35 protein-coding genes are annotated in these 19862 nt (G+C 64.8%); 19 read left to right on the plus strand and 16 right to left on the minus strand.

Translation table 11 applies throughout. From position 1 onward, the window contains the following. A partial coding sequence (locus tag GGC30_RS13055; protein ID WP_153924976.1) for a hypothetical protein occupies positions 1–759 on the minus strand: 759 nt, incomplete at its 3' end. 44 nt (positions 760–803) lie between these two features. Between GGC30_RS13055 and GGC30_RS16320 the strand changes: the two genes are divergently transcribed. Continuing rightward, positions 804–974, plus strand: a complete 171-nt coding sequence (locus GGC30_RS16320; RefSeq protein ID WP_194943602.1) for a hypothetical protein — start codon at positions 804–806, stop codon at positions 972–974. Between the two features lie 5 nt (positions 975–979). On the opposite strand, the gene GGC30_RS13060 is transcribed toward GGC30_RS16320, so the two are convergent. The 13 genes from GGC30_RS13060 to GGC30_RS13120 all read right to left on the minus strand — a co-directional run bounded on the left by GGC30_RS13060 (position 980) and on the right by GGC30_RS13120 (position 7036). Beyond that, entirely contained in the window at positions 980–1150 is a 171-nt protein-coding gene (locus tag GGC30_RS13060) for a hypothetical protein (RefSeq protein ID WP_153924979.1), read from the minus strand. Beyond that, complete coding sequence (locus tag GGC30_RS13065) at positions 1150–1572, minus strand: hypothetical protein (RefSeq protein WP_153924982.1); 423 nt, start codon at positions 1570–1572, stop codon at positions 1150–1152. Before GGC30_RS13065 ends, GGC30_RS13060 begins: the two co-directional genes overlap by 1 nt. Next, positions 1572–2249 carry a hypothetical protein gene (locus GGC30_RS13070; RefSeq protein ID WP_153924985.1) on the minus strand — a complete coding sequence of 226 codons (678 nt, stop codon included), beginning with the start codon at positions 2247–2249 and terminating at the stop codon, positions 1572–1574. Before GGC30_RS13070 ends, GGC30_RS13065 begins: the two co-directional genes overlap by 1 nt. 3 nt (positions 2250–2252) lie before the next feature. Further along, positions 2253–2702 carry an HNH endonuclease gene (locus GGC30_RS13075; protein ID WP_153924988.1) on the minus strand — a complete coding sequence of 150 codons (450 nt, stop codon included), beginning with the start codon at positions 2700–2702 and terminating at the stop codon, positions 2253–2255. Continuing rightward, on the minus strand, positions 2699–3409 hold the full coding sequence (locus GGC30_RS13080) for an exonuclease domain-containing protein (protein ID WP_153924991.1): 711 nt from the start codon (positions 3407–3409) through the stop codon (positions 2699–2701). Before GGC30_RS13080 ends, GGC30_RS13075 begins: the two co-directional genes overlap by 4 nt. Positions 3410–3411: 2 nt before the next feature. Beyond that, positions 3412–4446 carry a hypothetical protein gene (locus GGC30_RS13085; RefSeq protein ID WP_153924994.1) on the minus strand — a complete coding sequence of 345 codons (1035 nt, stop codon included), beginning with the start codon at positions 4444–4446 and terminating at the stop codon, positions 3412–3414. A gap of 3 nt (positions 4447–4449) precedes the next feature. Continuing rightward, a complete protein-coding gene (locus tag GGC30_RS13090) occupies positions 4450–5403 on the minus strand; it encodes a PD-(D/E)XK nuclease-like domain-containing protein (RefSeq protein ID WP_153924997.1) in 954 nt (317 codons plus the stop codon). Continuing rightward, positions 5400–5651, minus strand: coding sequence for a hypothetical protein (locus tag GGC30_RS13095; RefSeq protein WP_153925000.1), 252 nt, complete (start codon positions 5649–5651; stop codon positions 5400–5402). The genes GGC30_RS13090 and GGC30_RS13095 overlap by 4 nt, the downstream gene beginning before the upstream one ends. A gap of 70 nt (positions 5652–5721) precedes the next feature. Beyond that, on the minus strand, positions 5722–5886 hold the full coding sequence (locus GGC30_RS13100; RefSeq protein ID WP_153925002.1) for a hypothetical protein: 165 nt from the start codon (positions 5884–5886) through the stop codon (positions 5722–5724). Beyond that, on the minus strand, positions 5883–6062 hold the full coding sequence (locus GGC30_RS13105) for a hypothetical protein (RefSeq protein ID WP_153925005.1): 180 nt from the start codon (positions 6060–6062) through the stop codon (positions 5883–5885). Before GGC30_RS13105 ends, GGC30_RS13100 begins: the two co-directional genes overlap by 4 nt. Beyond that, entirely contained in the window at positions 6062–6241 is a 180-nt protein-coding gene (locus tag GGC30_RS13110) for a hypothetical protein (protein ID WP_153925008.1), read from the minus strand. The genes GGC30_RS13105 and GGC30_RS13110 overlap by 1 nt, the downstream gene beginning before the upstream one ends. After that, positions 6241–6561 carry a hypothetical protein gene (locus tag GGC30_RS13115; protein WP_153925011.1) on the minus strand — a complete coding sequence of 107 codons (321 nt, stop codon included), beginning with the start codon at positions 6559–6561 and terminating at the stop codon, positions 6241–6243. The genes GGC30_RS13110 and GGC30_RS13115 overlap by 1 nt, the downstream gene beginning before the upstream one ends. Before the next feature lies 1 nt (position 6562). Beyond that, positions 6563–7036: a hypothetical protein gene (locus GGC30_RS13120; protein WP_153925014.1), complete on the minus strand. Its 474-nt coding sequence runs from the start codon at positions 7034–7036 to the stop codon at positions 6563–6565. 120 nt (positions 7037–7156) lie between these two features. Here GGC30_RS13120 and GGC30_RS13125 point away from each other — a divergent pair, with 120 nt between their 5' ends. Both GGC30_RS13125 and GGC30_RS13130 read left to right on the plus strand, forming a co-directional pair. Beyond that, positions 7157–7543: a hypothetical protein gene (locus GGC30_RS13125; protein ID WP_153925018.1), complete on the plus strand. Its 387-nt coding sequence runs from the start codon at positions 7157–7159 to the stop codon at positions 7541–7543. A 7-nt stretch (positions 7544–7550) separates the two neighbouring features. Next, complete coding sequence (locus GGC30_RS13130; protein ID WP_153925020.1) at positions 7551–8003, plus strand: hypothetical protein; 453 nt, start codon at positions 7551–7553, stop codon at positions 8001–8003. Positions 8004–8006: 3 nt separating this feature from the next. On the opposite strand, the gene GGC30_RS13135 is transcribed toward GGC30_RS13130, so the two are convergent. After that, on the minus strand, positions 8007–8690 hold the full coding sequence (locus GGC30_RS13135; protein ID WP_153925023.1) for a LexA family transcriptional regulator: 684 nt from the start codon (positions 8688–8690) through the stop codon (positions 8007–8009). A 15-nt stretch (positions 8691–8705) separates the two neighbouring features. Here GGC30_RS13135 and GGC30_RS13140 point away from each other — a divergent pair, with 15 nt between their 5' ends. After that, on the plus strand, positions 8706–9008 hold the full coding sequence (locus GGC30_RS13140; protein ID WP_153925026.1) for a hypothetical protein: 303 nt from the start codon (positions 8706–8708) through the stop codon (positions 9006–9008). A 10-nt stretch (positions 9009–9018) separates the two neighbouring features. Here the strand turns inward: GGC30_RS13140 and GGC30_RS13145 are convergent, their stop codons facing one another. After that, positions 9019–9291, minus strand: a complete 273-nt coding sequence (locus GGC30_RS13145) for a hypothetical protein (protein WP_153925029.1) — start codon at positions 9289–9291, stop codon at positions 9019–9021. Between the two features lie 128 nt (positions 9292–9419). On the opposite strand from GGC30_RS13145, the gene GGC30_RS13150 reads away from it, so the two are divergent. The 15 genes from GGC30_RS13150 to GGC30_RS13220 all read left to right on the plus strand — a co-directional run bounded on the left by GGC30_RS13150 (position 9420) and on the right by GGC30_RS13220 (position 19393). After that, a complete protein-coding gene (locus GGC30_RS13150) occupies positions 9420–9884 on the plus strand; it encodes a hypothetical protein (protein ID WP_153925032.1) in 465 nt (154 codons plus the stop codon). Next, positions 9881–10135, plus strand: coding sequence for a hypothetical protein (locus tag GGC30_RS13155; protein ID WP_153925035.1), 255 nt, complete (start codon positions 9881–9883; stop codon positions 10133–10135). Before GGC30_RS13150 ends, GGC30_RS13155 begins: the two co-directional genes overlap by 4 nt. 46 nt (positions 10136–10181) lie before the next feature. Continuing rightward, the gene (locus GGC30_RS13160) at positions 10182–10733 is read left to right on the plus strand and encodes a hypothetical protein (RefSeq protein ID WP_153925038.1); all 552 of its coding nucleotides are present in this window, start codon (positions 10182–10184) and stop codon (positions 10731–10733) included. Further along, positions 10733–11248, plus strand: a complete 516-nt coding sequence (locus tag GGC30_RS13165; protein WP_153925041.1) for a hypothetical protein — start codon at positions 10733–10735, stop codon at positions 11246–11248. Before GGC30_RS13160 ends, GGC30_RS13165 begins: the two co-directional genes overlap by 1 nt. Next, the gene (locus tag GGC30_RS13170; RefSeq protein WP_153925043.1) at positions 11245–11838 is read left to right on the plus strand and encodes a GcrA family cell cycle regulator; all 594 of its coding nucleotides are present in this window, start codon (positions 11245–11247) and stop codon (positions 11836–11838) included. Before GGC30_RS13165 ends, GGC30_RS13170 begins: the two co-directional genes overlap by 4 nt. Next, positions 11838–12191, plus strand: coding sequence for a hypothetical protein (locus tag GGC30_RS13175; protein ID WP_153925046.1), 354 nt, complete (start codon positions 11838–11840; stop codon positions 12189–12191). The genes GGC30_RS13170 and GGC30_RS13175 overlap by 1 nt, the downstream gene beginning before the upstream one ends. After that, positions 12184–12369 carry a hypothetical protein gene (locus GGC30_RS13180; RefSeq protein ID WP_153925048.1) on the plus strand — a complete coding sequence of 62 codons (186 nt, stop codon included), beginning with the start codon at positions 12184–12186 and terminating at the stop codon, positions 12367–12369. The genes GGC30_RS13175 and GGC30_RS13180 overlap by 8 nt, the downstream gene beginning before the upstream one ends. Further along, complete coding sequence (locus tag GGC30_RS13185) at positions 12366–13106, plus strand: DUF1376 domain-containing protein (RefSeq protein ID WP_153925051.1); 741 nt, start codon at positions 12366–12368, stop codon at positions 13104–13106. The genes GGC30_RS13180 and GGC30_RS13185 overlap by 4 nt, the downstream gene beginning before the upstream one ends. Positions 13107–13295: 189 nt before the next feature. Beyond that, positions 13296–14774: a bifunctional DNA primase/helicase gene (locus GGC30_RS13190; protein WP_153925055.1), complete on the plus strand. Its 1479-nt coding sequence runs from the start codon at positions 13296–13298 to the stop codon at positions 14772–14774. Beyond that, on the plus strand, positions 14771–14959 hold the full coding sequence (locus tag GGC30_RS13195; protein WP_153925058.1) for a hypothetical protein: 189 nt from the start codon (positions 14771–14773) through the stop codon (positions 14957–14959). Before GGC30_RS13190 ends, GGC30_RS13195 begins: the two co-directional genes overlap by 4 nt. After that, a complete protein-coding gene (locus GGC30_RS13200) occupies positions 14956–15777 on the plus strand; it encodes a hypothetical protein (protein WP_153925061.1) in 822 nt (273 codons plus the stop codon). The genes GGC30_RS13195 and GGC30_RS13200 overlap by 4 nt, the downstream gene beginning before the upstream one ends. 2 nt (positions 15778–15779) lie before the next feature. Continuing rightward, positions 15780–16283 (plus strand): hypothetical protein, encoded by a 504-nt coding sequence (locus GGC30_RS13205; RefSeq protein WP_153925064.1) that lies wholly within the window; start codon positions 15780–15782, stop codon positions 16281–16283. A 169-nt stretch (positions 16284–16452) separates the two neighbouring features. After that, a complete protein-coding gene (locus GGC30_RS13210; protein WP_153925067.1) occupies positions 16453–16776 on the plus strand; it encodes a hypothetical protein in 324 nt (107 codons plus the stop codon). Further along, entirely contained in the window at positions 16773–18014 is a 1242-nt protein-coding gene (locus GGC30_RS13215) for a phage terminase large subunit (RefSeq protein WP_370451993.1), read from the plus strand. The genes GGC30_RS13210 and GGC30_RS13215 overlap by 4 nt, the downstream gene beginning before the upstream one ends. Next, positions 18011–19393, plus strand: coding sequence for an anti-CBASS protein Acb1 family protein (locus tag GGC30_RS13220; RefSeq protein WP_153925070.1), 1383 nt, complete (start codon positions 18011–18013; stop codon positions 19391–19393). Before GGC30_RS13215 ends, GGC30_RS13220 begins: the two co-directional genes overlap by 4 nt. Positions 19394–19862 lie beyond the last annotated feature (469 nt).

The following is a 19862-nucleotide window of genomic DNA, read 5'->3' on the forward strand; positions in this document are numbered from 1 at the left end:
GTGGGCGTAGAGGGGGCGCAGGGTGCAGCCATATTCTTTGCGGTATTCGTCAGCGGCGCTCGGTGCGATCCAGCAAGCGCCCGGATAGATGTCGTAGCTGACGATTTCGAACGCCACCGGCACCCCCGCCGCCCCTTCGTCCTGGGCCTCGGCTCGGGCGGGGAATGGTTCGACTTCGGCCCAATGGCTTAGCCGCATATCGCGCACAGACGCCTCCCCCTGCTGGCCTCCCAAGGCGAGGGGGCTGGTGGATAGGAGGACTTGAGCCGCGCGAACCAGAATATCGACAGCGGTGTGCTGGTCCTCGGTGAACTCGTAGTCGCCAAAGTATTTGTATTCCGTGGCCTTGATGGCTGAGCGGATTTCTTCGTCAGTCGGCCGCGTCTCTCCGCTCGGTTGGGGGCGGTGCGAATAGCGCGTCGGATGCCCGGTGCGCTCGTCAATCTCCGACCCGCTCGCTTCGACCGGAGCGGTGGCGGCGAGGCGGCGAACAAGGGATGAAAACCACGACATCGCCTGTCGCCCCTGAATAGCGACGACGTTATCCACTCGGGCCATCTGCCCGGCGATGCGCGGGGTGTGAAACTGCTTGACCTCGACGAAGACCGGCGCTCCGTCGATGGCGAAATCCAGTCCGGAGGCGGTGTTCGTTTTGAAGCCAATCCCAGCAGCTTCGAACGCCTCCGCGACCATGCGCTCCATCGGATCGGTCAGTGTCCCGCTCAGCGGGCCGGGTGTGGGGGCTTGGGTCGCGGTCATGCGCGTGAATCCTGTGATTGAGCGAGCCGTGCTATGATCAGGTCATGACAGCGCGCTTCAGCATCCGACCGGACACCGATGGATGGACTGTGTTTGATCTCTGGACAGGGCAGCCGGCCGAGATCGACGGCGCCCTGCAAGTTGGGCTCGACCTCGCGACCGCTGACGATCTCGCCGACTTGCTGAGCAACCGACAAGATCTGGCTGACAACTGAGCGGGTCATGCGCCCTCCCCCTCATTTGCGGGGCTGTCTTCTCCGGTGGCGCTCGGACGGTTCGCATTCATCACCTCGGGCAGTCGATCCAGGCCGACCAGGTGGATGCCGAGTGTCACGGCTTGCAGTTCAGCGATCAGCCGCGCGTTGTTGGGTTGTCCCTGCTTCTCCCCCATCAGATGCGGGCCTCCGATTGGGCGCGGAGCAATGCTGAGACGACAGCGAACGCGGCGGTATGGCACGACCGACCGTGATGCTGGTCGCACCACTCGTCGCCCGTTGGGTTCCAGCGCTTCCAGTCTGGACGGATCAGGTAGGCGCGGCTCGTCACGCGATCAGGATCGGTGTGAAACCACGGTTGAACACCGACATGCCACCCCGGCATCACCCGCTCAGCCAGCGCCAGAGCTCGGGCTTCACGGTCCTTCTCCGCAAACCAAGCGATGACGCTCCCGCCAGCCAGGCACCCCGTGGCCTGGGCGAAGAGATGGAGCGCGTCCAAGGCCTCGTCGAAGCGTTTGGCTCCAACGTCACCGAACAGATCGACTTTCACGACCTCGGTGATTTCAGCGGGCGATGTGATGGAATGGTCAGACATCAGGCGGCGTCTCCGAAGAGTTGGCCTTGGCGCGCGTCTTTGCGGTCCAGCATGCGCAGGACGGTTTCGCCCTGGTGCTGACGGTCCCAGACGAACCAAGCGTTGAGCATGGGCGGGGCACCCTGCCCGGTGAAGTCGATCTTCCAGCGCATCAGGTAGACGCGGGCTGGCGGGTTCTTGGCCCAGAAGGGCGCGAGGCCGCCGGCACCTGGCCATGACCAGTTCAGCAGCAGGGCCATGTATTCGAGGCCGAGCGTGTCCAGCGCGTGGGTCAGCCAGCGGGCCTTGCCGTTGCCCCAGCCGCACTCCTGGAAGGGCGGATTCTGGACCGACGCGCGGGCTGGCGCGGACGTGAAATCGTAGAAGTCGCGGATCTCGGCGCCCATCCCCCGGTCGATCAGATCGGAGGCCACGACCGACAGGCCCATAGCCTCCATCTCGCGGACGAGAGCGCCGTCACCGGCCGAAGCATCCCAGATCAGCGGGAAGTCGCGCAGCCGATCGATCTCGGCATGCAGCAGGGCGCGGATCGGCTCGGGCGGCGTCGGGTAGAAGTCGTCCTTCTCGCGCTCCAGCGAATCCGCCTTCTCATACGAGCCGTCGAGCAGGCGCACCGGGACCGGCTTCGACGCCTTGCCCGTCGCCCGAAACAAGCCGCGTGCAGATGCAGCGCCCATCCTCTAGCCCTCCCTGTTGGAGGAAGAGGCGGCGCCGTCGTTCGCAGCCTGGGTCCGAGCGGCCTTCTTCGTCAGCTTGATCTTGCCGTCGAAGCCGCGGGAGACGGAGCCGAAGCCCCTGCCCTTCAGTTTTCGTGCGGGTTCTCCCTGGCAGGTCTCGCCGGCCCGGCGCTTGGCCCGAGCGATGAAGGCCATGTCCTTGGCGGTCTTCACCGCAGAGCACGGCTTGCGCCAGATCGCCCGGTTAGACAGGTCGTTGGAGCCGCCCAAGGCCAAAGCGACGATATGTTCGTCGATGGTGCCTTCGCGGGCGTGGTCGAGGCGTTCGCCGCAGCCGCAGCCGCACCGGCCATTCTGGTCTAAGGCCAGCTGAGCGCGTTGCTTCGGTGTCAGCGGGACGCGCTTCTCGGTCGAGCGATCCGGGGCCGCGATCAGAGAGACGTCAGGCCTCATCGTCCCGCCCTCCGATCAAGCTCGCGCTGGGCGTTCCACTTCAGGTCCGCTTCCATGCTCGGCTGGACCAGCATCCACGACAGGAACCCGGCATCGACCTCGGGCCATGGCTTGCCCCGGAACTTGCCGATCGGGCACGTCGGCAGAACGCGCGGTTCTTTCGTCCAGGCGACCAGATCCTGACCGGTGGCGCCGGCGGCGAAGAGCGCCTTGAGGATGTGGGCGGTGACATAGGCGTCAGGCCCGGCGCGGTGCGGCGGCATGGCCGTGTCGTGGTCCAGGGCCAGCAAGCCGCGATCTTCCAGCCAATAGCGCAGGACGCCATTCGAATGAGCCGGAGCGTCGGGCCAGATCCGAAGCGCAGCCTTCAGCGTGCAGATCGAGTGCGCCCCGTGGTCGCCGAGGAAGCGGTTCTCGAAGTCGAGGTTATGGGCGACGACGCCGGTCAGCACCGGGACGCTGGCGAACAGCTGGGCCCGCGTCTCGGCGAACGTCGGCAGACCCGCGACATCGGCCATGCTGATGTGGTGGACAGCGCGGGTCTCGGGCGGGATGGCGCCGACGCCGCACAGCCAAGACACCGGAGCGCCCACGGTCCAGTTGCCGCCCTCGGTGGCGATGAGATCGCAGTAGCCGACCTCGACCACTTCAGCGGCCGGCGGCTCCATACCCGTCGTTTCGAAGTCGATGACGCGAAGAACGACCATGCTCAGCCCTCCTTCGCAGCATTGATGGCGGCTTCGAGCGCCTTTGCCTTGCTGAGGTCGGTGGCCTTCAGGATGGCGAACTTGGCCAGTTCCTTCCGGTCCTGCTCCAGATGCGCGATCTGCTCGGGCCGCATGAACGGCAGGTCGTCGATCAGCTTGTCAGCCCAAGCGATGACGTCGACAGCCGAGCCCGTCCCTTCAACGGCGTTGGCTTCGGGGGGCTTGGCTGTCTCGCCTTCTCCAGTGATGGGGAGGTCACCGGGGAAGGGTTCGCCCGCGTCGGTCTGGTCGGAGGCACCATTGGACGCGGGCTGTTCCGAGGCGTCGGAGGGGTCCGCCTCGAAATCGGGGATATGGTCGTCGTCCACGGGCGAGCCGTGCAGGGAGTTGAAGCCTTCGGTCGCCGCGTCGGTCTTTGGGGCGGTCAGCCGAGCTGCGAGGCCTGGGCCTTCCGACGGGACTCGCCGGGCCGTGATCGGCTGATAGTCCTGCACCTCTTCGGCGACGAGCATGCCGCGCAGCACGTCGGAGGCTCCATCGCGGGCGGCAAAGGCGCGGGCCCGCATCTGAAGCATCCGGCTCTGATACTGCTGCCAAGGCCCTTGCTTGCCCAGCAGTCCCGCCTGCTTCGCCTGGGCAACGGAGAACGACCGTTCGATCTCTTTCCCGCCCGGACGCGTGATCTTGCAGAACGCCTTCGTGGGTTGGTTGTCGTCGTCGAACCATTCGTCGATCTCGAAACCGCGCGACCACAGCAGGGCCGGCAGGGCGTCGCCCCAGATGTTGGGCTTGCCGTTGATGACGGCGAACGACTGCATGGCCTGGAAGGGAGCGAAGCCGAGTTCGGCGCCGGCCATGATGGCGACCAGCACCTTCTCCGTGGTGTCGACGCCCTTGGGGGCCAGACCTGACGCCGCGATGGCGGTGGCGACGCGGAAGGCCTCGTCCAGCGATTGCGGGACCAGGGCGGCGACCTGCCCGCCCGCCATCATCGGCGGCTTCGGTTGCGCGGGGCGTGTGGCGACTTGCTGGTTCATGGTCTAGGCGGCCTCGTGCTGGGCGTGGTTGTCGTTGGCGCTGGCGGCCTGGATCTCGAGTTCTTCGTCGATCCGCTTGGCGGCGTAGGCCGGGAGGGAGAGGTATTCGGCGTCATGCTGGGCGCCGGGGCCGGGCCACTCGCCGCTGTCCAGGCATCGGGCCATCGTGCGCAGCGCTGACCGGACCTGCATGCGGCCCCGTTCCAGGTCGTCGGGCGTCAGGGTGGTGACGCGGACGCAGAACGGCGCCGTCTTCTCGACCCAGACCAGAGTGAAAGACTGCATGGGGATGCCGAGCACGGCCTCGGAAGCCATGCCGACCAACGCGCCCTGCATGGGGTAGTCGTAGGACGACAGCGACTGCTCCAGCGCCTTGGTCGCGACGCTGACGGTTGTCTTCAGGTCGGCATAGTCGCCGGAACTGTTCGGGATCACGTCGGGACGGCTCTTGAGCCAGATGCCCGTCTCTTCGTCCTTCCAGATCAGCGAGCGCTCAACATGGCCGTCGAGAATGCCCGCCTTGACCACGGGGTGGCGACCCAGGCTTTCGGCCATGCCGGTGACGGTCACCAGATCATCGGGTGTGATGACGGTGCGGCCCATGCCGATCTGCAGGTCGCGCCAAACCTTTGCGTCCTTGGTGCGCCAGTCCGTCCATTCGTCGGGCCGGATTGCGAAGTCCTGTTCCAGCCCTTCCCGGCCCTCCAGCAGCAGCTTGTGCGCCAGGCGGCCGACGGCGAACGCGGGGCGGTCCTCTTGCGGCAGCCGCTTCGGGTTCAGCGGCGAATGGGCCCAGAAATGCGCCGGGCTTTCGGCCCAGATGGTGCGCAGACCAGACGACGACACCGACGGGCCGACGCAGATGTCCGAGTGATAGGCCTCGATGGGAATGGCATAGCAGCCAGGCTGGCTGACCTTGCCGTTGGCGGGGAGCGCGAGGGGATTGTGCAGGGTCATGCGCCCTCTCCTTGATCGAAGTAGACGCCAACGATGTTGTGCTGGCAGAACTCGGCCTCGCAGACCTCGCCCTTCCAGACGCGGACGTACGGGATGTTCGAGTAGACGCCCGGCTTGATGCAGGCCTCGATGCGGGTGACGCCGTTCCGTCCGACGACGTAGGACGCCTCAACGCCAGGAATTGAGTCGATGTCGATGGCGCGGATGGGCTGCTCGACGGGATGTTCAGTCAAAGGGTGGTCGTTCACGGCTTCCTCCGAAGCGGGATTGAGAAGATCGCCAGCAGGCCCACGGCCGCGACGAGGATTTGGAGGGCGTTCAGGCGACGAACTCGGTCAGCCAGGACTTGAGTTGGGCCAGAAGCGGCCGACGGGCGGGAAACAGCAGGCGACGGCGGGCGGCGCGAAGCTGGAGCAGCTTGCGCTCAGCGGCGTCCCAGGCCGGGTGCGAGGTCAGGCCCAGAGGGTGCGGACGGTCGGTCATGCCAGCACCAGACGCAGGGCCTTCACCGCGTCCTCTGCCGCGCGGTTGGCGGCGTTGCGGGCGGCGATGGCCGAAGCCGGGCAGTCATGCTCGGAGATCCGGGTGAACTCGCCGTTGGGGCCTACTAGGGCGACAGCGAACGGGCGGCCGATGCCGGGGCAAAGGATGGCGTCCATCACGCAGCCCTCCAGACTTTGACGCCGATGGAGATCGCGCCGAGGACGGCAAACGCCATCCAGAAGAGCTTGAACCAGTCGGCTGCGATGTAAGCCTCGAGCGCGCTGTTCAACGGCGTAAGGACCGACATCCAGATGATCGCGGCGCCCATGCGGACTGAGAACTTGTCGATGTCCATCAGGCAGCCCTCGCCATTGCAGCCGGCGGCAGCGGATCGTTCTCGGCCTCCCGCGCGTCGCGGATCGCCCATGCCAGCGCATTGGAAACTGGGATGATCAGGCCAGGGTCTTCGGCGACCGCCATTTCGGAGGCCAGGCGCATCAGCTCTTGCGTGGCCTGATCGACCGTCATCCAGCGGCGGGTGCGGCGGTCCAGAACCTTCGGCCCCTCGACGATGAAGAGCGGACGCTGGGTGAACGGGACCGCGCTCGGGTCCAGATCAGCGGCGGCGGCGATGTTCGCCAGCACGCAGGGAAGGATTGCGGAGATCGGGCGCATCTCAGGCCGCCTCCCCGACTTCGACGTTGTCATTCACAGCCGGAACCGCAGCGTCCGCATAGGTGAAGACGCCAACCAGACGATCGGTCCAGAACCGGCCCAGCCAGCATTGCGACGCCGCCTTGCCGAACTGGCAGGAGATCATCTTGGGTTCGGCGCCGCCCGTCTCGGACACAACGCCGGCATGGAAGCCGTCGCGGCCCATGTCGAAGACCAGCACGTCGCCGGGCTGAGCCGCAGCGAGGGTCGTCAGCTTCATGCCGCGGTTGAAGAACTGGCCCATGGCCATCCAGCGATCGCGCGGGCCCCAGCCCGGCACGAACGACGGAGCCCGGCCGCCGAAGCATTGGGCGATGAAGGTCCAGCCGTTGAAGCAGTCAACTTGGACCGGCGACGAGACGTAGGCGTGACCGATCAACGAGCGCGCGGTTTCAAGCGCGGCGGATCGGTCGAGGGTGGCGGGTTGGGCTGACATGGGTCACTCCGTGTTTGTGGAGAGACTGTGCATTCCTGCACGTTATCTGTCAATGCACAAATGCACAGTTTTTTGCGCGCGGCCTTCCACTACGGTGATCAAGAGCAAGGGAGGGTTGTGATGAAAAAGGTGATTTTGGCGGCGCTTATGGCGTCAACGCTGACGGCGTGCGCAGGAACAGGCCGCATGCTCTCCTATGGGACGGAGCTTTCAGACGCTGTTGTTCGCATGGGACCGGCAGCCTTCTCCGTCTACATCCATCCCTCGGAGAACACGCTCATGCTTCAGCGTCGGATCTCGCAGACCTCGAACAGCGACGGACCACAGCTCATCAAGATCGCCGCTCAGACGTTTCTTGATCCCGTCGGCTGCATGGCCGGCCCGGCTTCGATGCTATCGGCAGGCACATGGGAGACTAGCTTCACCTGCCCGTCCGACATCGACATTCGCGCCCTAGCGCAACAACAGCGAGCCAGCCTTCAGGGCGGCGCGCCCATCCATCGCTGAGATCGAAATGAAAAAGCTCGTTATAGCTGCCGCTCTGGTGTCCAGCCTGTCGGCCTGCGTTACGGCGCCAGCCGTGATCCCGATTGAGAACAGTCGAGCGATCCCGCTCACCAAAAACGAGGTGTGGGCAAACCTGGTCGAGTATTTCGCGACCAGCAACATCGCCATAAAGACCATCGAGAAGGACAGCGGCATCATTTACGCCGAGCGGATGTTTGCTCGGGGGAATGATCTGGGAGGCTATGCCGACTGTGGCGCCGCAGCTCTCGCGGCTCCAGTAGGAGGCGCAGCGGACCTGAATGTCTTCGTGCGTGAGACGGCGACGGGCGTGAACGCGACAGTCAACGCCAGATACCGTCAATCCCGGATGAGCGCTTGGGATGGCAGCGTCGGCTCGACGGAGTGTGCCAGCCTGGGGACGCTTGAGCGGTCAATCCTCGACGCAGCCGGCAAGCGCTGAGATTTAGAGAAACCTCTTGATTGCTTGCAGGAGCAGGCCGGTGATTTGGACCTCCACTTCACCGCTGTTGCCGTCGTCCAGCACAAGAGGGTCTACCCAGCGCGGGTTCGTGGATCGTGGCCACAACCTCATGCCTTCGGGGCCAATCTCGACCTCTTTCAGCGTGATCTCGCGCAATGATCCGCCGTCACGCGTACGCGTCACCTCGACGATCATGCCGCTGTTCAAGTTCACGCCAGCGTCCGTCACGTCAACGATGTGAGCCAAGTCGCCAGGGGTGATGCCGCGAGCATTCATTGAATCTCCCCGCACCTCGCGCAGCCACTGGCGGGCGTGGGGGTAGCGGCGATCGACCATGGCCGAAACGAGGATCGGTTCGTCTTGCGGCGTCTCGTCGAGCATCAGCCAAGCCCCGGCCTGCACGGGGCCAATGACCGGCAACTCGTTGAATGTTGGAGCCGACGCGGGCGCGACCGCGAGCGCCTGTGGAAGCTCCAGCCCGGCCGCCTCGGCAATCTTTCGCAACGTGGCTGGCTTGGGCGTGAACTTGAAATCGGGATCATTCAGCGGACGCGTGATCGTAGTCGGCGCGACGCCTGCCCGCTTGGCTAACGCAAAGGGTTTCAGGCCCGAGACTTCCAAAGCTCGGGTGAGAAAAGCACGGGCATCGTCGGTTGTATCGGCCATTGCGCGATTGTGCACATGCGCGTCCTCTATGGACTGTGCATTTCGGCATTGACTTACCGTGCATTCCTGCACATTCTCCGCGGCATGCAAAGCCCCGCTCCCGAAGTGATCGAAGTCGAGCAACGCGCCAAGGGCGCCGGCCTGACTATGGCGTCCATCCTCGCAGAGGTTGGGGTGGCACAGTCCACTTGGTGGCGCTGGCGCGAGGGCGGTGTTGAACCGCGCCTCGGCACTCTGCGGAAGGTCGCTCACGCTCTCGACCGTCGGATCGCACTGACTGCCGCCAACGACGACACCGCCACCGAGAAGGCGGCCTGACGTGCCCCCCTCACCGGCCTCTTCTCCGCTTCTGGTCGAAACGCTCTGCACGGTCCACGACCTGCTGGACCTGCTCGTACTCTTCCGTGACCACGCCGCAGAAGGTCGCCAGCTTGAGGCGTCTCGGTGCCTGACGACTGCCGTCGCCGCCGCTCCTTCGTTCCTGCCGGTCCTCAAAGGGCTGATCGCCGCCGAGCGTCAGGCCGCACAGGCTTACGATCTCACGCAGCGGCCAACAGTCCGCGTCCTCGCGAGCATCGGTGTCGCCCAGCCACATCCTCACGCCGCGAACTCTGAAGCCCAATCGCCTTCTCCCGAACAGCCAAGTCCTTCCGTCGCCTGAGGGCGGCTTTTGATCACCCCTGAATGAAACCCCGGCCTTTAGGGCAACAGATGCAGAACTTCTCTCCGATGAAGCCCCGCACTCCCGGCACGATCTGGTCGGCGATCAGCCGTGCCATGGATCAGGTCGGCGGACCTCCCGCGATGGCAGCGCATGTCGAGCGCAAGACGTGGTGGGCCTACACCGTCAGTGACGAAGACGCCGCAGCGAACGCCCGCACCAACCTATCGTTCGCTGATGCCTGCACCCTGGCGGAAAAGGGCGGCGTCGCCTTGGCAGAGCACATCGCGCTCAAGGCTGGCGGCGTCTTCGTCCCGGCCGGGGTGATTGATGAGGCTGCTCTCCAGGCGCACGTCGCCGCCTTCTCGGTCGAGAGCGGTGAGGCCGTTGGCGAGATCATCCGCCGCGCCGCCGATGTCGATGGCTTCTGCGAGCGAGACGCCACGGCCTCCCTGCCGCACATCAAGGACGCCCTGCGCCCCTTGCTGGCGCTCTATCACCACTGCGTTGCTGTTGCAGGGAAGCGGTCGTGATCACGCTCGGCGACATCTTCTACGGCGCCCACGTCGCCTTCCAGGCCGTGACGCGCCCATTCCGCGAGCGCCGCGCCATCGCCGCGTTGCAGGCCGTCTCCGACGCCAAGGATGCATATCGCGCCGCCAAGGTCCGTGGCGACACCCGGGCCCAGGCAGCGGCCGAGGTCGCAGTCCTCCGCGCCCGCACCGCTCAACTTCGGGCCGAGCTTGCCCTCAACTCCTTCGCCTCGCACCCGCGAGAGCGCTGACCAACGGGACCGACCGCCCCGTTGAGCGGTCTTGATGGAGGGCCAGATGGCCAAGAAGCTGAGCGCCAGCCCTGACGGCGGCGAACCCAAGTCGATCCCCAACCGCGACGAGGAAGCTGTCTTCCTGTCGCACATCAACAAGCTGCGTGTGCAGGAAGCGAAGAAGGCGGTCGCAAAGGCGGCGCTGGACGTCGAGGCCCAAGCCCTGACCGATCTGTTCCGCACCGCGAAGGCGGACGGCTTCTCGCGCAAGGAACTGCAGGCCATTCTGGACGACGGCAAAGCCAGCCGCCGCGACCTGACGGCCGAGGAAGAACGTCGAGCCAAGCTGCGGACCTGGGCGGGCCTTCCGGCCGGCACCCAGCCCGATCTGTTCAATCTGGGCGACGCCGCCCGTGATTCCGTCGACGCCGAAGCTCAAGGCTATGCCATGGGCCTGCGCGGCGAAGACGAGATCCCGCCTGAATGGGTGCTGCCCGCCCACGTCCCTGACTTCTCGCAAGGCTGGCGCCGGGCCCAGACCCGACTGGCTGAGAAGTTCGAAAAGTCGGCCGCCAACGACGATCTGGCTGCGGCCGCGGTTCAGGGCGCCGCCTGATGTACCTCGCGCTCGACCTCGCAACCTGCACCGGCTTCTGTTTCGGATTGCCCGACACTGGCGAACTGCCGGCGATCGGTCATATCCGCCTGCCGAAGACCGGCGAGGATGTCGGCTCCTTCCTCATTGCCTTTGAGGACTGGCTGACGTCGAAGGTCCGCGCGGTCGGGCCGAGCCTTCTCTTGTTCGAAGCGCCCATCCTGGCGTCCAGCGCGACGCCGCATGTGACGCGCAAGCTCCACGCCCTCGCCGGCATCACTGAAATGGTCGCCGTCCGCGCCGCCATCGAGTGCTGCGAGGTCTACCCGGTCACCGTCAAGAAGGCCCTGACCGGCTCCGGCCGCGCCGACAAGGACGACATGGTCCGCGCCGCCCGCACCTACGGTTTCAACCCTGCCGTCCCCGACGAAGCCGACGCCTTCGGTCTCTGGCTCCACGCCGTGAAGACCCGCTTTCCGCGCGACGCCGGCCGCTGGGATCCCCTCAACTTCACGGCCGGGAGGGCCGCACAATGAGTTCCTACACCGCACCGGATTGGCCCGAAGCGGACGAAGTGACGCTCCGAACCCTATGGGGACTTGGCCTCAGCGCAGGCGAGATTGCAAAGTGTCTTCCGCACCGGACCCGTTCGGCAATCATCGGCAAGGCACATCGTTTGAAGCTGCCCGGTCGCCCCTCGCCACTCGGCAGGGGACGTCCGGCATCAGCAGTGAAGCCCGTTCGGGCCCCTCGCCCGCCGAAGCCTCCCAAGCCGCCGAAGGCGGCCGTCTCGCAGCCCTTCGACCTGTCCAAGTCCAAGACCGACAGCACCGCCGAGCAGCGCGCCGAGAAAGCCGCCGCCGGCCGCCTGATCATCAAGCGGACGATCGACGCGGCGAACGACAACTCGGTCCCGATGATCGGTCGCAGCTTCGGTCAATGCGCCTGGCCCGTTGGAACGCCTGACCGCGCGGCCGACCAGATGGCCTGTGGCGCCCCGATCTATCAGGGCATCGAGAAGTGCTCCTACTGCCTCGACCACGCCCAGCGCGCCTTCGCCCGCGACATCACCCAGCCGAAGCCCAAGGAGAACCTTGAGCGCGCGAACCGTCGGTGGGCTGCCTGATGTCTCGTCCCCAACGCCGTGACTTTTCCGACCGCGTCCTGACCCAAATCGACAAGGACCGCCGCACCGCCGCTCAGAAGGCGCGTGACGCCAAGGTGAGGACTGATGCGCGCATGGCCGCCGCCGTCGCCATCGCCGGCATCAGCGACGCCGATCTGGTCCTGCATTGCGAGGGCGTGCTCTCAGCCGTGAAGGACGCCCTGTGCGCCCGTCTCGACGCCGAGGGCGCCGCCTCCACGTTCGGTCGCTTCGCCCATGTCTCAATCTACACCGGCCCGATCCAGCGCGCCGCCGCCGAGCAGGCATTCGCCAATCTGACCAAGGCTGCCAACGATGGGGGCCGCGATGAATAGGCGCGACATCGTCGATCTTGAGCTGCACTACGCCCGCATGGTCCGACGCGAGGCCAAGGCCCGGGCCAAACAGAACCCGGCCGCAGCGGAACAGCTTAACCGCTTCGCCGATGCCGCGATCCAGCGCGTCGAGGCCATCAAGTGCGGTCCGCTCTTCGACACGGAGAAGGCGGCATGAGCAGGCTGGAGTGGCATCCCCGCTATCATCGTGACGCCTTGGACGGCATGGAGCGCATGCCTCTGGAAGAGCGCGGCGCTTACACGACCCTCTTGGACATGATGTACGACCGCGCCGGCCCTGTGCCGGATGAAGATCGCATGCTGGCGGGCCAGATGCTGGTGTCCGTCAGGGGGTGGAAAATCATCCGTGAGCGCCTGATCGCAGCGGGCAAGATCGAGGTCATTGACACCCAACACGGCCCCGCCCTGATCAACGGCCGCGTCCGTGAAGAGCTCGAAAAACAAACGAAACGTTCGCGAAAAAACGCTGAGAGTGGCGCGAAAGGCGGGCGAAACAAGCCGATGATGCCGCCAAAAGTCATTGGAAACAACGACAACGACGAAGCGAACGCTTTAGCGAAATCCAAGCTAGAGACAGAGACAGATACAAAGGGTTCCGAAGATAAATCTTCGGACGCTCGGCGCGTCGTGTCGATCGATCACGATGCCGAGGCGTGGAGACAGGCGGTCACCCTCCTAACCAGCCAGGGCGGTATGACCCAAGCCAAGGCGCGACCGTTCTTCGGTCGGCTGATCTCGCTCCACAAGCTCGAACCTCGCGACCTCCTGCCCTCTCTCGCCAAGGCGACCGTGAGCGGCACCCAGGATCCCCAGAGCTACCTCAGCAGGGCTGCCGAAGCCGTTGCCCGCCGGCGGAACGAGGACGCTAAGCCCAAGCGGGTCGGGTGGGTGTGATGGCGCATAAGACCGACAAGGCCCGAGCGGCGGGCATTAATCCCGGAAACGGTGCGGATTACCGGACGACCTGTCCGAAGTGCTCAGCCAACCGGAAAAAGAAGAAAGACCCGTGCCTTCACGTCACCGTCCAGTCGGACGTCATTCTCGTGAAATGCTGGCACTGCCCCTACGAAGAAGGATTTTTCGATGACCGTGATGGACATGCTGGACGCCCGTGGACTGGACGTGGAACTGGCGTCGCGCCTCGGCCTGAACGGCGCGCCAGGTGGTGGTGAAGTCCTGCAGATCGACTTCCGGCGTGGCGATGATGTCGTCCGGCGAAAGTTCAAGCGCATGGGTGAGGTGCCTGAGGGCGCACCCCGCTACTGGCAGGAACCCAAGGGCGGCACCAAGATCGCGTGGAACGAGGACGCGCTGAAGGATCAAAGCCTGTCCGGCCCCTTGGTCATCACCGAAGGCGAGATCGACGCCGCCACGGCGATCCAGTGCGGATTCCTGCGCACGATCAGCGTCCCTGATGGTGCCCCGCCTCCTGGCGAGCGATCCGCTGAGGATCTGGAAGCAAGCGCCAAATACGACTGGCTACGCGACCTAAAGCCCTTCCTGTCGCGCGAGGCCGTGCCAGAGGTGATTTTGGCCACGGATGGTGACGACAACGGCGCCGCCCTTCTGCAAGATCTGTCGATCCAGCTAGGCCGGTTCCGGTGCAAGTTCGTGACCTATCCCAAGGCCCGCGACCCAGAGGCACGCGGCCGGCCACGTCTGAAAGACCTGAACGAGGTGCTCCAGGACTATGGTCAGAAGGGCGTCATCGAGACCCTGAACCGCGCGCAATGGATCAAGGTTGAGGGCGTCCACCGGATGAGCGAACTGCCGCCGCTCCCCAAGCAGGTGATCTACGAGCCGCGACCAAGCCGCTTCGCCAACTTCCGGCACAACTTCAAAGTCCGGCTGGGCGACTTCTCGGTCATCACCGGCACGCCAGGTTTCGGCAAGACCAGCTTCGCCAACGACGTGATGTGCGGGATCGCCCAGGACAACGACTTAACCATCGCCTGGGCTTCATTCGAACAGGAGCCTCAGCGCGACCACAAGCGGAACCTCCGCTCATGGTTCATCGGCTTCCCCGACTATCGGGCCGACCCGCAGCAGATCGATGCGGCCGATCGCTGGATCGACGAGCGCCACGTCTTCATCGTCCCCAGCGAGGACGAGGATGCCGACCTGGAATGGCTCCTCGACAAGATGGAGGCCTCGGTCGTTCGCTACGGAGCCAGCATTATCATGATCGACCCGTGGAACGAGCTGGAGCACAGCCGAAAGCATGGAGAGACGGAGACCGAATACACGGGCCGGGCGATCCGGGCGCTGAAGCGGTTCGCTAAGGCTTTTCGCGTCCACATCTGCGTCATCGCTCACCCGACCAAGTCGGTGAAAGACAGCGACGGCAAGTACAAGATGCCAACCCTCTACGACATCGCGGGCTCGGCGAACTGGTACAACAAATGCGACTTGGGTGTGATCGTCCATCGTGAGACGGAGGAGACCACGCTGATCAAGGTTCAGAAGAGCCGATATCACGAAACCATTGGAAAGCCTGGTGAAGTGCTGATGTCGTTCTCAACGGATGCGAGGCAGTTCATCGAGACGGAGAAGGTCGCATGACTATCGCCAACGACGGCACATACCGCGTTCTCGCTGATGGGCTGATCAACCAAGCCGAACAACTGCCCCGAAAACACCCCGCCGTTCAGTGTTTGAGAGACGCCGCCGCGTCGTTGTTGGATGCCGACATGCACCTCTCAGCGGCCAATGATGCCGGCCCGGATCGAAAAGGCGCAGCCGCGTGAGCAAGCAATCCAAAGCCAAGGCGAAGCTCCGCAAGGGCCGATACGCCAAGCCGTCCTCGCCCCGGATGATCGGGGCCAACGACAACCACCCCGCAGCGGTCAACGACAACGCGGCGCCGGTGACGATCCGGGGTGTCCGGTTGACCCAGGGCCAAGCCTATCGGTTTGCCAAGGCCCAGGACGATCTGGCGAGCGAGAGCTTGGAGACCCGCCGCGCCGGTCACCGTGCGCTGGAACTGCTGGACGCTGAGCTGGGCGCGAAGGTACTGGCGGACAATGTCGGTGACGCCCTGGAAGAGCGCCGTGGCCTTGAAGCCCTGCGCGGCATCGTCATCGACAAGTCCAACGTCGAGGGCGCCGTCGGTGCGCCGCGCATCGCCCGCGATGGTCTGGAAACCCTGCTGACCGCCAACTCCATCAGCCGGACCCAGCACGCCGCCGGTCTGCTCTACCGCGCCGACTATGAGCGGATCGACCCGGAGAAGATGCTTACCCCGCCCCAGCTGGACCCGGAGAAGCTGAACGTCGTCCGCGGCGGCGACGGCTGGGACCACAAGCGACGGGAGATCGAGGAACGGGTCTTCGGCATCCACCTCATGATCTGCGGCGTCGATGCGCCGACGGAGACCGAGCGGCGGGCACTGCCCAGGCTGCCGGCAAATCATCCCGCCATGCGCGCGATCCATGCGCTGGTGGAGATCGCGGGAAAGGGGGCGAACCTGGGCGACATGACTAGCAGCGGGTCCGTGAAGGCGCGCATCCGCGAGGACTTGATTTTCGCGCTGGACGCGTGCGCTATCACCTTCGGATTGGAGTGATCATGACCACACGCACCTACGGCTTCGCCCTGCCGCTCAAGTATGACGACGTGAAACCGGGCATGCTGATTTCCGCTATGTACGGTACGCGGCACATCATCGGGCTAGCGTTCTCGGACGAGCGCGAAATGCTCGTTGCTGTATTCGATGACGGAGGCGAGTCCGACCCTCGACCGCCCTATGTGATCGATCTCTCAGACGTCCACACGACGCTGACGCAAATCGTAGGTGAGCGAGAGTTCGACCCAGCCGATAATTATTCGTTCGATCTTCTCCCTCAACGAAAATCATTCGTCGAAGGCTTCTTCATTACCGGCGACGGGCGTGTCGGCTTGGCCGTCACGTACAATCGCTTTGGCACCAAGAAGTACGTTCAGCTCGATTTCGATACCGGGGAAGGCATTGTTGACGGCGGTGTTCTAGCCGTCTTGCCTCCAGCGAGACTTTACGTCGTGCAGCCTGGGAGAGAGCAGCGCCGTGAGGTGGTAGCCAAACAAGGCGATTGACACCGGAACGGTAATCGCGGACACACGCCAAGAGCGCAAGACGCGCCCGATCAGCCCCGACCCGCAACGGCCGGGGCTTTTTCGTGCCCTAAACCTCTCCATGTGCGGCGCTTCGGCAATGGCTGGCTGGTGGTGAAACGGCCTGAAAAACAATCAACGGAATCAAACCATGGCCCAACGCGGCGGCGCTCGCCCCGGCGCGGGCCGAAAACCAGGTCAGGTGTCCCAGGCCAAGCGCGACATCGCCGAGATGGCGAAGGGTCACGCTGAGAAGGCGCTGGAAGTCCTGATCGCGGTGGCGAACAACTCCAAGGCCGCGCCAGCTGCGCGCGTCTCTGCGGCATCGGCCATCCTCGATAGAGGCTACGGCAAGCCCCGACAGGCCGTGGACATGGACGCTGCTTTCGCCGGCTCGCTGACGGTCACCTACGTCACCAGCCCATCCGGTCCCGCGCCTACGCAGAGCGACGAGGACTACGAGACCGGCGAGTGATCTATGACCCTATCCCGGCCTTTCGGTATCTGACCGACCGGCCGCTTGGGTCATACACGTTCCGTGCCGCGCACGGCGGCCGTGGCTCGGCGAAGTCCTGGTCCGTCGTGGATGCCGCGATCTTTCACACCGTCACGACGGTTCGGCTCCGCGTTGTCTTCCTGCGGGAGGTCATGGCGAACCTGAAGGAGTCGTCGCTGGAGCTGGTCCGCACCCGTCTCCAGCACTTCGGCCTGCTCGGCACCTACTTTCGCGAGGTGGACGGAACGTTCGTCGGCCTCGGCGGTCAGAAGATCATGTTCATCGGTCTCTGGAAGGGCGGCAAGCCCGAGGGCATCAAGTCGCTGGAAGGCGCCGGCCTGACCATCCTGGAAGAGGCCCAGGAGGTTAAGCAGGCGTCGCTGGACGTGCTGATCCCGACCGTCCTTCGCACTGTGATCTCTGAGCTGTGGGCGATCTGGAACCCGCGCCTGGCGACCGACCCAATCGACCTGTTCTTCCGCGGCCCGGTGAAGCCCAAGCGCGCCATCGTCCGCAAGATCAACTTCGACCAGAACCCGTTCTTCCCTGACGCTCTACGCGAGCTGATGGAGTTGGACTTCCTGAAGGACAAGCTGCGTGCCGCCTGGATATGGCTCGGCGCGTATATGCCGTCAGTGCAGGGCGCAATCTGGAACCGAGAGGCGCTGGACGAGGCGTGGCGTGAGGGCAGGAACGCATCTGAGGGCGATTGGGGCCGCGTCGTCGTTGGCGTTGACCCCTCAGGCGGCGGCGATGACGTCGGCATCGTGGTCGCAGCCGAATACGGCGACGGCGCCATCATTCTGGAAGACGCCACCTGCCCCGCCACCTCGCCGATGGCCTGGGCTACGGCTGTCGCAAAGTGCGTTGATCGCTGGAAAGCGGACTGCGTGGTCGCCGAGAAGAACTTCGGCGGCGACATGGTGGAGAGCACGCTTCGCGCCGGCGGCGTCAAAGCGCGCGTCGTCATGGTGTCAGCTAGCCGGGGCAAGCAGGTCCGAGCCGAACCCGTCGCCGCCCTCTACGATCAGAAGCGGATCAGGCACCGCGAGCAGTTTCCGCTGATGGAGGCCGAGATGCTGATGACCACCCCGGCCGGCTATCAGGGCGACCTCTCGCCGAACCGCATGGATGCGCTGGTCTGGGCCGTGACCAACCTGAAGGTCGAACCGCAATCGACCGTCGCCATGTTCCTGAAGAGCCGGCACCGCGGATGAGCGCGCGTCACATGCTCGTAAACCGGGCGACCCGCACCCTGCAGGGCATGTTCCCCGGCTTCTTCGGAACGGCGAAGCACGATCATTACAAGGACTTCGGCTATCCGGCTGAGGTCACGTTCGAACTGGCCTATCACGCCTACACCCGCACCGGCCTCGGCAGCGCCGGGGTAGACAAGACGGTAGCCAAGACCTGGCAGGACGCGCCCTGGCTTCAGGAGTTCGCCCGCGACAACGGCGACGACACCCCAGAGACCAAGCTCGAAGGTGAAATCCGCAAGCGCTTCGCCGAACTGCGCGTTTGGCAGCAACTCGCCGAGGCGGATCGGCGCGGCCTCGTCGGAGCCTATGCAGGCGTCATCCTCCAGCTCGCAGACGACAGGGCGTTCGAGCAGCCTGTCACGCGGGTCAACGGCGGCCTTGAGGGTTTGGTCGAGATCATCCCAGCCTGGGAAGGCCAGTTGACCATCAGCGAGTGGCACACCGACCAGAAAGACGCCAAGACCTACGGCAAGCCCAAGATGTTCGCCTTCCACGAGGCGGCCGTCGATCGCTCCACCTCCCAGCCCCGGCAATTCAACGTCCACCCCGACCGGGTCGTGATCTGGTCCAAGGATGGATCGGTCAACGGCCGGTCGTTCCTGGCGCCGGGCTACAACGACCTGCTGACACTGGAGAAGATCAGCGGCGCCGGCGGCGAGGGCTTCTGGAAGAACGCCAAGTCCGGCCTCAGCCTGCAAATCGACAAGGACGCCAACATCACGAGCATGGCCCAAGTCATGAACGTCGAGGTGTCCGAAGTCGTCGACAAGATGGAAGAGCAGGTGAAGGACTTCAACGCGGGCTTCGACGCCTCGCTGTTGATGCAGGGCATCACCGCCACGCCCATGCAGGTCTCCCTGCCCTCGCCCGAGCACTTCTGGGCCGCGCCGCTTCAGTCCTACGCCGCCTCGATCTCGATGCCGCTGAAGATCCTGGTCGGGTCGCAGTCTGGCGAGCGGGCCAGCACCGAAGACGCCGCAGAGTGGAACAAGACCGTGATGTCGCGTCGCACCGGCATCGTCATCCCGAACATCATGGACCTCGTCCGCCGCCTGGTCCGCTTCGGCATCCTCGCCGACAAGGATTGGAACCTCGATTGGGCTGGGCTTGGAGAGGCAAGCATGGCCGACAAAGTCGCGCTCGCCGACAAGATGGCGGACATCAACGTCAAGATGCGCGACACCGGCGAGTTCATTTACACGCCCGAGGAACTGCGCAGTGTCACCGGTTTCGAGCCGCTGGAAGAGTCCGACAAGTATCGGGAGCCTGCTGACGACACTGAAGAACAGGACGCTCTTGGCGGTAAACCTGTTGAGGAAGAGCCGGAGGAAGCCTAAACTAGGCGAGCCGCCGAGGTGCTGGAAACACCGCGACGGCTCTAACCACAACGACCATTGGAGGGTCGAACATGGCTTCCCGAGCGATATGCTCTGTTGCGGGCTGCGACAAGCCTCACCTGGCCCAAACTTACTGCGAACGGCACTACAGGCGGTTCAAAAAGCATGGCGATCCTGAAGCGGGGGGGACGGCTCAGGGGGAGCTTCGCCGCTGGATCGACGCGGTCGCCCTGCGCCACACCGGCAACGACTGCCTGATCTGGCCCTTCGGGCGCCACAAGGATGGGTATGCGCAGGGTCGTTATCCTGGCCTCACCACTAGTCGAGCATATCGCGCAATCTGTGAGCTAGCGCATGGCGCGCCCCCGACGCCAGAACATGAGGCCGCGCACACCTGCGGACAGGGACGTGGTGGTTGCGTTGCTCCTAATCATCTCCGTTGGAAGACGAAGCAAGAGAACGAAGCCGA

The sequence above is a fragment of the Brevundimonas sp. SPF441 genome (assembly GCF_009661015.1).
Taxonomy (GTDB): Bacteria; Pseudomonadota; Alphaproteobacteria; order Caulobacterales; family Caulobacteraceae; genus Brevundimonas; species Brevundimonas vesicularis.